This window comes from Streptomyces durbertensis (genome assembly GCF_014156695.1).
GTDB classification, from domain to species: domain Bacteria; phylum Actinomycetota; class Actinomycetes; order Streptomycetales; family Streptomycetaceae; genus Streptomyces; species Streptomyces durbertensis.
This window is the reverse complement of the sequence record NZ_WMLF01000158.1, coordinates 1-11,111: the sequence shown is the minus strand read 5'-3', so window position 1 is coordinate 11,111 and position 11,111 is coordinate 1. Positions and strand designations below refer to the sequence as shown.

The following is an 11,111-nucleotide window of genomic DNA, read 5'->3' as shown; positions in this document are numbered from 1 at the left end:
CTCGTCCCCTCCCCGCGGCGCCGCCGGAATGAACCGGAATGAATCGGCGTGCGGCGGTGTTGCAGCGTCCGGCAGTACCAGACGCACAGCGGCGACAAGCCCAGAAGCACAGCAAGGGGTGGGGCAGGCAAGTGAAGGGGACGGAGACGGGGGAGCAGCGGCCGGGCTGGGCCAGAAGGCTGACGGCGTACTGCCTCCGCTACCGGCGGAACGTGGTTCTCGCCCTCGGCGCGTCGCTCGCCGGCATGGGCGTCATGGCGCTCGTCCCGCTGATCACCAAGGCCGTGATCGACCAGGTCGCCGACGGCCGCGGCGGCGAGGGCATCGGCGTGTGGATCACGCTGCTCCTCGGCTCCGCGCTGCTGGTCTACGGGCTGACCTACCTGCGCCGCTACTACGGCGGCAAGCTCGCCCTGGACGTCCAGCACGACCTGCGCACCGACATGTACCGGGCGATCATGCGGCTCGACGGCCGCCGGCAGGACGAGCTGTCCACGGGCCAGGTCGTCGGGCGCGGCACCAGCGACCTCCAGTTGGTGCAGAGCCTGCTGTTCATGCTGCCGATGATGATCGGCAACGTGCTGCTGTTCGCGGTGGCGCTGGTGGTGATGGTGATCCTGTCACCGCTGCTCACGGTCGTCTCGCTGGCGGTCTTCCCCACGCTCTGGTGGATCGCCAACCACACCCGCACCCGCCTCTTCCCCGCCACCTGGTACGCCCAGCAGCAGGCCGGCCAGGTCGCCTCGGTGGTCGACGGCTCCGTCACCGGTGTCCGGGTCGTCAAGGGCTTCGGCCAGGAGGAGCAGGAGGGCGGCAAGCTGCGCTCCGCCGGCCGTGAGCTGTTCGCCGCCCGGCTCCGGACGGTCCGGCTGAACGCGCGCTACACCCCGGCGCTCCAGGCCGTGCCGTCCTTCGGTCAGGTCGCGATGCTGGCGCTCGGCGGCTGGATGGCGGTACGCGGCCAGATCACGCTGGGCACGTTCGTCGCCTTCTCCACCTACCTCGCGCAGCTGGTCGGCCCGGTCCGGATGCTGGCCATGATGCTCACCATCGGCCAGCAGGCCCGCGCGGGCGTGGAGCGCATCTTCGAGCTGGTGGACACCGAGCCGCAGATGTCCGAGCGGTCCGACGCCGTGGAGCTGCCCGCCGACGCCGCCGCCTCCGTGGAGTTCGACGACGTCACCTACGGCTACAGCGCCGACCGTCCGGTGCTCAGCGGGTTCAGCCTGCGCATCGAGCCGGGCGAGACGGTCGCCGTCGTCGGCACCAGCGGCAGCGGCAAGTCCACGGTCTCCATGCTGCTGCCGCGCTACTACGACGTCAGCGGCGGTGCCGTCCGGGTCGGCGGGCACGACGTCCGCGACCTCAGCCTCGACTCGCTGCGCGCGGCGATCGGCATCGTCCCGGAGAACAGCTTCCTGTTCTCCGACTCCGTCCGGGAGAACATCGCCTTCGGCGTCCCGGACGCCACCGACGAGCAGATCCGCGCCGCCGCCAGGGCCGCCCAGGCCGAGGGCTTCATCTCCGAGCTGCCCGAGGGCTACGACACCCGCGTCGGCGAGCAGGGGCTCAGCCTCTCCGGCGGCCAGCGGCAGCGCATCGCCCTCGCCCGCGCCATCCTCGCCAACCCGCGGCTGCTGCTGCTCGACGACGCCACCTCGGCCGTCGACGCCCGCATCGAGCACGAGATCCACGAGGCGCTGCGCGGCGTCATGGCCGGCCGCACCACGCTGCTCATCGCCCACCGGCAGTCCACGCTGGCGCTGGCCGACCGCATCGCCGTCCTCGACGGCGGCCGCCTCGTCGACACCGGCACGCACGAGGAGCTGACCGCCCGCTGCCCGCTCTACCGGCGGCTGCTCACCGACCCCGACGAGCTGGGCGACGTCGAGCGCGACCCGGCCGGCCAGGCCGGTCAGGCGGGCCACGACCAGCAGCGCACGGTCGACGGCGTGACGCCCGAGCTGTGGGTCCGCGGCGACGGCGCCGCGGAGTCGACCGACGGCGCCGGCCGGGGGGCCGCGGGGGTGGCCGCCGCGCAGTCCGGCCGCCCGGGCGGCTTCGGCGCCGAGCTCGGCTCGCTGCCCGGCAGCCCCGAGCTGCTGGCCAAGGTCGCCGCCCTGCCGCCGGCCACGGACGCGCCGGACGTCGACGAGAGCGCCGCCGTCCGCCGCGAGGAGTCCTACGGCCTGCGCCGGCTGCTGCGCGGCTTCGGCCGCCCGCTGACCCTGGCGCTCGGCTTTGTCGCCGTCGACGCGCTGCTGATGCTGCTGCTCCCGGTGCTGATCCGCCGGGGCATCGACGACGGCGTCGAGCGGGCCGCGCTGGGCGCGGTCTGGGCGGCTGCCGGGATGGCCCTGCTGGTGGTGTTCGTGCAGTGGGCCGCGCAGTTCGCCGGCATGCGGCTGACCGGCCGTACCGGGGAACGGGTGCTCTACGCCCTGCGCCTGAAGATCTTCGCCCAGTTCCAGCGGCTCGGCCTGGACTACTACGAGCGGCACCTCACCGGCGCCCTGATGACCCGCATGACCACCGACGTGGACGCCCTGTCCACGTTCCTCCAGACCGGCCTGGTCACCGCCGTGGTCTCGCTGCTCACCTTCGTGGGCATCCTGGCCGCCCTGCTGGTGATCGACGTCCAGCTCGCGCTGGTCGTCTTCGCCACGCTGCCGCCGCTGGTCATCGGCACGATCTTCTTCCGCCGGCACAGTGTGCGCGCCTACGAGCTGGCGCGGGAGCGGGTCAGCGTCGTGAACGCCGACCTCCAGGAGTCCGTCGCGGGCCTGCGCATCATGCAGGCCTTCCGCCGGGAGGACCTCGGCACCGACCGCTTCACCGAACGCAGCGACGGCTACCGCCGGGCGCGGGTGCGCGGCCAGTGGCTGATCTCGGTCTACTTCCCGTTTGTGCAGCTGCTCGCCTCGGTGGCGACCGCCGCCGTGCTGGTCGTCGGCGCCGGGCGGGTCAGCGCGGGCACGCTCACCGTCGGCGCGCTGGTCGCCTACCTGCTGTACATCGAGCTGTTCTTCGCCCCCGTGCAGCAGCTCTCCCAGGTGTTCGACGGCTACCAGCAGGCCGCCGTGTCGCTGCGCCGCATCCAGGAGCTGCTGCGCGAGGAGACCAGCACGCCGAGCGACGGCGCCGCCATGCGGGTGCCCGCGCTGCGCGGTGAGATCACCTTCGAGGACGTGCACTTCCGCTACGCCACCTCCGACGGCGACGAGCAGGCGCTCAGCGGCGTCGACCTGGTGATACCCGCCGGCCAGACCGTCGCCTTCGTCGGCGAGACCGGCGCCGGAAAGTCCACCCTGGTCAAGCTCGTCGCCCGCTACTACGACCCCACCTCGGGCGCGGTCCGCGTCGACGGCCGGGACCTCCGCGAGCTGGACCTCACCGCCTACCGGCACCGGCTGGGCGTCGTGCCGCAGGAGTCCTACCTCTTCCCCGGCACGGTCCGGGACGCCATCGCCTACGGCCGGCCGGACGCGAGCGACGCCGAAGTCGAGTCCGCCGCACGGGCGGTGGGCGCGCACGACATGATCGCCTCGCTCGCCGGCGGCTACCTCCACCCGGTCGACGAGCGCGGCCGCAACCTGTCCGCCGGCCAGCGGCAGCTCATCGCGCTCGCCCGGGCCGAACTCGTCCAGCCCGACATCCTGTTGCTCGACGAGGCCACGGCCGCCCTGGACCTGGCGACCGAGGCACTGGTGAACCAGGCGACCGACCGGCTCGCCGGGCGGCGCACCACCCTGGTCGTCGCCCACCGGCTGACCACCGCCGCCCGCGCCGACCGGGTGGTCGTACTGGACCACGGTCGCGTCGTGGAGGACGGCACCCACGCCGAACTGCTCGCCGCCGACGGCCGCTACGCCAAGCTGTGGCACACCTTCACGGGCGCGCTGGTGCCGGCGGCGGCCGACCGCTGACGGCTCCGCCGTCGGGCAGCGCCGAAGGGGCTCAGCGCGGCCACTCGCGGCGGGTGAGCGAGGCGAGGTGGGTGTCGACGGTCTGGAGGCGGGGCAGTGCCTCCAGACCGTCCCACCAGCGCACCTCGCTGATCTCGTCGTTGGCGGTGAACCTGCCCGGGGCCTCGGCGACCTCCGCCCCGAACAGCGCCCCCAGCAGCACCCGCCGCTCCGGCCCGAGCGACGTGGTGGCGTAGCCGAGGAAGCGCAGCTTCGCCTCGGCGACGAACTCGCCGGTCTCCTCGCGCAGTTCGCGCGCGGCCGCCTGCCGTGCCGTCTCGCCCGGCTCCAGCCGGCCGCCCGGCAGCTCCCAGCAGTCCCGGCCGCGTACGCGGACCAGCAGCAGCCGTTCCCCGTGCCACAGCGTCACCAGCGCGTACCCGGCCTGCCGCGTGTCCTCCGCGGACCGTGTGTCGAAGTCCAGCAGCGCCATCTGCCGGGGGCCCGTCGCCAACGGCCGGCGGGAGCCGGCTTCCTCACCCGGTCCACCCGGTTCACCCGGTTCACCCGAATCTCCGTCGCGTTCCATGACCGCAGCGTAGGGCCTCCCGAAGCCCGGGGGTGGTGCCCGGCGCATCCGCGAAGGTAGGTTTCCCGGCGACCAACGCCCTTGCCACACAAGGCGCCAGGGCGACCCACACCCAGGGGAACCGGGGAGTCACGCATGCGCAAAACGCTCAGATGGCTGCTGTCGCTCGTGGTGCTCATAGGCGCCACCGGCCTCGGCACCGCCTCCGCCGGCGCGGCCGGCGGGCAGGCCGACATCAAGGACCGGCTGCTGAAGATCAAGGGGATGTCCCTGATCGAGGAGAAGCCGGTCGAGGGCTACCGCTTCTTCGTGCTCGACTACGAGCAGCCGGTGGACCACCGGAAGCCGAAGAAGGGCACCTTCAAGCAGCGGATCACCGTCCTGCACAAGTCGGAGAAGCGACCGACCGTCTTCTTCACCTCCGGCTACGGGCTGAACACCAACCCGGCCCGCAGCGAACCGACGCGGATCATCGACGGCAACCAGGTGTCGATGGAGTACCGGTTCTTCACGCCCTCGCGCCCCCAGCCCGCCGACTGGACGAAGCTGGACATCTGGCAGGCCGCCAGCGACCAGCACCGCATCTACCGCGCGCTGAGCCCGGTCTACACCCGCAACTGGATCTCCACCGGCGGCAGCAAGGGCGGCATGACGGCGACGTACTACCGCCGCTTCTACCCGCACGACATGGCCGGCACGGTCGCGTACGTGGCGCCCAACAACGTGGACAACAACGAGGACTCCGCCTACGACCGCTTCCTCGCGAACGTCGGCACGCCCGAGTGCCGCGCCGCGCTGGCGGGCGTCGAGCGGGAGTCGCTGAAGCGCCGTGACGAGATGGTCGCCCGCTACGAGAAGGAGGCGGCCGACAAGGGCTGGACGTTCGACCTCGTCGGCTCGGCCGACCGCGCCTTCGAGGTGGCCGTGCTGGACCTGTCCTGGGCGTTCTGGCAGTACCAGCGGGTGTCCGACTGCCCGACCGTGCCGGGCCGGGACGCCACCACCGAGGAGCTGTACCAGTTCATCGAGCGGGTCAGCGGCTTCTCGTTCTACTCAGACCAGGGCATGACCCCGTACGTGCCGTACTTCTACCAGGCCGGCACCCAACTCGGTCAGCCCAGCGTGAAGACCCCGCACGTGGACGACCTGCTGCGCTACCCGGGCATCAACGAGCCGCGCACCTTCGTGCCCCGGGAGATCCCGATGCGCTTCGAGCGCAACGCGATGCGCGACATCGACCGCTGGGTGCGGAACCACTCCTCGCGGATGCTGTTCGTGAACGGTGAGAACGACCCGTGGCGCGCCGAACCGTTCCGACTGGGCAAGGGCAGCCGGGACTCGGCGCTCTACGTCGCGCCGGGAGCCAACCACGGTGCGAACATCAACGCGCTGCGGGAGGCCGACCGGGTCGCCGCGACCGAGTCCGTGCTGCGCTGGGCCGGCGTCCGGGCGGAGAAGACCCCGTCGGCGCAGCAGCGGTCCGCGGCCGAACTCGCCCGTCCGCTGGTGTCGTTCGACCGCGAACTGGACCGGCCGATGGTCGAGCGGCTCGGCGGCCGGCTGCCCTGAACCGGCCGCCTGCCGGAGAGTCCGGACAGTACGGGCAGAGAAATCCCTCCTGCGTGGTGCAACCATCACCGGGCGTGGTGAGTCTCACCTCATGACGGCCCGGCCGCTGGGGAGACGGCCCGGTCGCCGCAGGGGGGAAGAACGAGGGGCCCGGTCATCGCGACCGGGCCCCTCGTGGCGTCCGTGGTGTTCCACAGGCGCTGGACGCGCTGTCGGTGCGGGGCGCTAACGTCGTGCCATGGCACATCCACTCGCCGTGCTCGAAGGGGTCCTGGAGCGGATCACCTACGCCAACGAGGAGAGCGGCTACACGGTGGCCCGGGTGGCGCCCGCCCGTTCCCGGGAGAGCGGCGGCGAGCTGCTGACGGTGGTCGGTTCGCTGCTGGGGGCGCAGCCGGGGGAGTCGCTGCGGATGGAGGGCCGTTGGGGCTCGCATCCGCAGTACGGCCGCCAGTTCACCGTGGAGAACTACACGACCGTGTTGCCCGCCACGGTCCAGGGCATCCGCCGCTATCTCGGATCCGGGCTGATCAAGGGCATCGGCCCGCGTATCGCCGACCGGATCGTCGAGCACTTCGGCACGGCCACCCTCGACGTCATCGAGGAGGACGTGCGGCGGCTGGTGGAGGTGCCGGGGCTCGGCCCCAAGCGTACCGAGATGATCGCCGCCGCCTGGCAGGAGCAGAAGGCCATCAAAGAAGTGATGGTCTTCCTCCAGGGCGTCGGGGTCTCCACCTCGATCGCCGTGCGCATCTACAAGAAGTACGGGGACGAGTCCGTCGCCGTCGTACGGGAGGAGCCCTACCGGCTGGCCGCCGACGTGTGGGGCATCGGCTTCCTGACCGCCGACCGCATCGCGCAGGCCGTCGGCATCCCGCACGACAGCCCGGCCCGGGTGCGGGCCGGGCTCCAGTACGCGCTGTCGCAGGGCGCCGACCAGGGGCACTGCTACCTGCCGGAGGAGCGGCTGATAGCCGAGGCGGTCAAGCTGCTCCAGGTGGACACCGGGCTGGTCATCGAGTGCCTGGACGAGCTGGCGGAGGACCCCGAGGGAGCGGTGCGGGAGCGGCTGCCGGACCCGGAGGAGCCGGGCCGCACGGTCACGGCCGTCTACCTGCCGCCGTTCCACCGGGCCGAGCTGTCGCTGGCCGGGCAGCTGAAGCGGCTGCTGCGGACCCCGCACGACCGGCTCGCCGCCTTCGCCGACGTGGACTGGACCCGGGCGCTGGGCTGGCTCGCCTCCCGCACCGGCGCCGACCTGGCGCCCGAGCAGCGGGACGCCGTGCGGCTGGCGCTGACCAGCAAGGTCGCCGTGCTGACCGGCGGACCGGGCTGCGGCAAGTCCTTCACCGTGCGCTCGGTGGTGGAGCTGGCGCGGGCGAAGGGCGCGACGGTGGTGCTGGCCGCCCCGACGGGCCGGGCCGCGAAGCGGCTGGCCGAGCTGACCGGCGCCGAGGCGTCCACCGTGCACCGGCTGCTGGAACTGAAGCCGGGCGGCGACGCCGCCTTCGACCGGGACCGGCCGCTGGACGCCGACCTGGTGGTGGTGGACGAGGCGTCGATGCTGGACCTGCTGTTGGCCAACAAGCTCGCCAAGGCCGTGCCGCCGGGCGCGCACCTGCTGCTCGTGGGCGACGTGGACCAGCTGCCGTCGGTGGGGGCGGGCGAGGTACTGCGCGATCTGCTGGCTGAGGGCAGCCCGGTGCCGTCGGTGCGGCTGACCAGGATCTTCCGGCAGGCGCAGCAGTCCGGTGTGGTGACCAACGCGCACCGCATCAACGCCGGGCAGTCCCCGATCACCCAGGGCCTGCCGGACTTCTTCCTCTTCATGGAGGAGGACACCGAGGAGGCCGCCCGGCTGACGGTGGACGTGGCCGCCCGGCGGGTGCCGGCGAAGTTCGGTCTTGACCCGCGCCGGGACGTGCAGGTGCTGACGCCGATGCACCGGGGGCCGGCGGGCGCGGGCGCGCTGAACGGCCTGCTCCAGCAGGTGATCACGCCGGGGCGGCCGGGCGCGGCGGAGAAGCGGTTCGGCGGCCGGGTGTTCCGGGTGGGGGACAAGGTCACCCAGATCCGCAACAACTACGAGAAGGGCGCGAACGGGGTCTTCAACGGCACGGTCGGGGTGGTGACCGCGCTGGACGTGGAGGAGCAGAGGCTCACGGTTGTCACGGACGAGGACGAGGAGGTGCCCTACGACTTCGACGAGCTGGACGAGCTGGCGCACGCCTACGCCGTGACCATCCACCGTTCGCAGGGCAGCGAGTACCCGGCGGTTGTGGTCCCGGTCACCACGGGGGCGTGGATGATGCTCCAGCGCAACCTGCTCTACACCGCCGTGACCCGGGCAAAACGGCTGGTCGTCCTGGTCGGCTCGCGGCGCGCTCTGGCGCAGGCCGTCCGGACGGTCTCGGCGGGTCGCAGATGCACTTCGATCGATCATCGATTGCGGACAGAGCGGGAGGAGTGATAACCAAAGGGCGGCACTGGGTGCCATTTCAGCGCCCTATGGTCGACCCCGAGTGCACCAGCGCGCGCTAAATGGGGGACAGTGGAACCAGTCAGGGCACCTCGAAGAAGAGGCACTACCGTCGGTGAGGGATGACGTGAGCGAACACCGCGCAAACGACAGCGCAGTAGTACTGCGGCATGGGGGCAGCGAGTACGAGTTCCCGGTGGTCGACAGTACCGTCGGCGACCGTGGCTTCGACATCGGCAAGCTGCGCGCCCAGACCGGTCTGGTGACCTTGGACTCGGGGTACGGCAACACCGCGGGCGTGCAGTCCGCGGTCACCTACCTCGACGGCGAGAACGGCATCCTGCGCTACCGGGGCTACCCGATCGAGCAGCTCGCCGAGCGCGGCACCTTCCTGGAGACGGCCTACCTGCTCATCAACGGCGAGCTTCCGACCGTCGACGAGCTGGCCGGCTTCCGCAACGAGATCGTGCAGCACACCCTCCTGCACGAGGACGTCAAACGGTTCTACGACGGCTTCCCGCGCGACGCCCACCCGATGGCGATGCTCTCGTCCGTCGTCAGCGCGCTGTCCACCTTCTACCAGGACAGCCACAACCCGTTCGACGAGCAGCAGCGGCACATCTCCACCATCCGGCTGCTGGCCAAGCTGCCGACGATCGCCGCCTACGCCTACAAGAAGGCCGTCGGCCACCCGGTGGTCTACCCGCGCAACGACCTCGGCTACGTCGAGAACTTCCTGCGCATGACCTTCTCGGTGCCCGCCGAGGAGTACGAGCTGAACCCGGTCGTCGCGAGCGCCCTGGACAAGCTGCTCATCCTGCACGCGGACCACGAGCAGAACTGCTCCACCTCCACCGTGCGCCTGGTCGGCTCCTCGCAGGCGAACATGTTCGCCTCCATCTCCGCGGGCATCAGCGCGCTGTGGGGCCCGCTGCACGGCGGCGCCAACCAGGCGGTGCTGGAGATGCTGGAGCAGATCCAGCGTGACGGCGGAGACGTCGACACCTTCATCCGCAAGGTGAAGAACAAGGAGGACGGTGTCCGCCTCATGGGCTTCGGACACCGCGTCTACAAGAGCTTCGACCCGCGCGCCAAGATCATCAAGGCGGCCGCGCACGACGTGCTCTCCGCGCTCGGCAAGTCCGACGAGCTGCTGGACATCGCGCTCAAGCTGGAGGAGCACGCGCTCAGCGACGACTACTTCGTCTCGCGCAACCTCTACCCGAACGTGGACTTCTACACGGGCCTGATCTACCGCGCGATGGGCTTCCCGACCAGCATGTTCACCGTGCTGTTCGCGCTGGGCCGGCTGCCGGGCTGGATCGCCCAGTGGCACGAGATGATCAAGGAGCCGGGCTCCCGGATCGGCCGTCCCCGGCAGATCTACACCGGTGTCGTCGAGCGCGACTACGTGCCGGTCGAGCAGCGCTGACGCGCGCTTCTCCGAGCGCTGCGGGAGGGGGTCACGGCCGTTGGTCCGGGGCCCCCTCCGGCGTCTCGCCGCGCCGGGGTGAAAGTGACGCGAGTCACATCCGCCTGGCGTACAACCATTTCCCCCGATCGGCTGTCTCATCGGGTGGCACCAACACCCGGCGGAGTTGGTGCCGGGCAGCCGTTCCACGGTCGCAAAGCTTTGAGCGGCCTTCCGACCGTGTGCGCTGCCGGCAGGCGCCCGGCGTGGATCCCGTGGGGGGAATCCAACCGGGATTGGGACGCCCCGACCGCGAGCCCGTGGGGGGACTCGCGGCGGGGCGTTCCGGCTATCTCGCCGGGCTTCCTGCGTCCGCCGGCGCCACGGGCCCTCAGGCCCGTCCGACCAGCTCGTAGCCGGCCTCGTCGATCGCGGCCCGCACCGCCTCCTCGTCGAGGGCGGTGCTCGCGTCGACGGTCACCAGGCCGTCCTTCGCGGACGCCGTCACGGACGTCACGCCGTCGAGCGCGCCGAGCTCCTCGCCGATCGCCTTCTCGCAGTGGCCGCAGCTCATGCCCGTGACCTTGTAGACGGTGGTGGTGTGGGACCGCGTGTCCATGAGTCCTCCAGTGATGCGTGGGGTGTGGCGTCGTGCGCCGTCGCCATGGGAAAACCCTATACCCCCCTGCGGTATTTCCGGGTCGAGGTGCGGCGGGGGTCGCCGGGCCTCGCTCAACGGCCGCGCCGGCCGCTGCCGGGCCGCTGCGCGACCCACGCGCGGATCGTGTCCGCGCGCCAGTACGGGCGGCCGCCGTCCACCAGGTCCGGCGGGGGAAGCAGACCGTGCTTCCGGTACGAGCGGACCGTGTCCGGCTGCACCTGGATGTGCGCGGCGATCTCCTTGTAGGACCACAGACCTCGGTCGGGCATGTACGAGCCTCCTCGGGGTTCGGCTGGTGCTGACACCGAGCGTGCGAGCCGGACCCCACCCCTCCCCGGGACGACAGCGGGCTGTCGAGGAGCTGTGACGCGTACCCGCGTAACGGTGACGCCTGTTACCCGATCCCGATCAAGCCTCTTGTCCTACCGTTCCTACTGTCGGCCTCCGGCACTATCCTCACGGCGATGGCTGAAGAGGCTGACGCTGAAGAGGCTGAC

Annotated in this window: 7 protein-coding genes; 4 read left to right on the top strand and 3 right to left on the bottom strand. The window is 71.5% G+C overall.

From position 1 onward, the window contains the following. Positions 1-131: 131 nt before the first annotated feature. Complete coding sequence (locus tag GL263_RS12925) at positions 132-3,926, top strand: ABC transporter ATP-binding protein (RefSeq protein ID WP_323379372.1); 3,795 nt, start codon at positions 132-134, stop codon at positions 3,924-3,926. Positions 3,927-3,957: 31 nt separating this feature from the next. On the opposite strand, the gene GL263_RS12920 is transcribed toward GL263_RS12925, so the two are convergent. After that, complete coding sequence (locus GL263_RS12920) at positions 3,958-4,494, bottom strand: NUDIX domain-containing protein (RefSeq protein WP_228456467.1); 537 nt, start codon at positions 4,492-4,494, stop codon at positions 3,958-3,960. Positions 4,495-4,629: 135 nt separating this feature from the next. Between GL263_RS12920 and GL263_RS12915 the strand changes: the two genes are divergently transcribed. The 3 genes from GL263_RS12915 to GL263_RS12905 all read left to right on the top strand — a co-directional run bounded on the left by GL263_RS12915 (position 4,630) and on the right by GL263_RS12905 (position 9,974). After that, positions 4,630-6,063 carry a S28 family serine protease gene (locus GL263_RS12915; protein ID WP_182855815.1) on the top strand — a complete coding sequence of 478 codons (1,434 nt, stop codon included), beginning with the start codon at positions 4,630-4,632 and terminating at the stop codon, positions 6,061-6,063. Positions 6,064-6,301: 238 nt separating this feature from the next. Next, positions 6,302-8,533: an SF1B family DNA helicase RecD2 gene (recD2, locus tag GL263_RS12910; RefSeq protein ID WP_182855814.1), complete on the top strand. Its 2,232-nt coding sequence runs from the start codon at positions 6,302-6,304 to the stop codon at positions 8,531-8,533. A gap of 136 nt (positions 8,534-8,669) precedes the next feature. Continuing rightward, positions 8,670-9,974 carry a citrate synthase gene (locus GL263_RS12905; RefSeq protein ID WP_182855813.1) on the top strand — a complete coding sequence of 435 codons (1,305 nt, stop codon included), beginning with the start codon at positions 8,670-8,672 and terminating at the stop codon, positions 9,972-9,974. Between the two features lie 370 nt (positions 9,975-10,344). Here the strand turns inward: GL263_RS12905 and GL263_RS12900 are convergent, their stop codons facing one another. Beyond that, the gene (locus tag GL263_RS12900; RefSeq protein ID WP_182855812.1) at positions 10,345-10,572 is read right to left on the bottom strand and encodes a heavy-metal-associated domain-containing protein; all 228 of its coding nucleotides are present in this window, start codon (positions 10,570-10,572) and stop codon (positions 10,345-10,347) included. Positions 10,573-10,685: 113 nt separating this feature from the next. Further along, on the bottom strand, positions 10,686-10,883 hold the full coding sequence (locus tag GL263_RS12895; protein ID WP_182855811.1) for a helix-turn-helix transcriptional regulator: 198 nt from the start codon (positions 10,881-10,883) through the stop codon (positions 10,686-10,688). Positions 10,884-11,111 lie beyond the last annotated feature (228 nt).

Coding starts and splice junctions, on each gene's coding strand:
- GL263_RS12920 (WP_228456467.1), bottom strand. CDS start 4,494: ATGGAACGCGACGGAGATTCGGGTGAACCGGGTGAACCGGGTGGACCG.
- GL263_RS12915 (WP_182855815.1), top strand. CDS start 4,630: ATGCGCAAAACGCTCAGATGGCTGCTGTCGCTCGTGGTGCTCATAGGC.
- recD2 (WP_182855814.1), top strand. CDS start 6,302: ATGGCACATCCACTCGCCGTGCTCGAAGGGGTCCTGGAGCGGATCACC.
- GL263_RS12900 (WP_182855812.1), bottom strand. CDS start 10,572: ATGGACACGCGGTCCCACACCACCACCGTCTACAAGGTCACGGGCATG.
- GL263_RS12895 (WP_182855811.1), bottom strand. CDS start 10,883: ATGCCCGACCGAGGTCTGTGGTCCTACAAGGAGATCGCCGCGCACATC.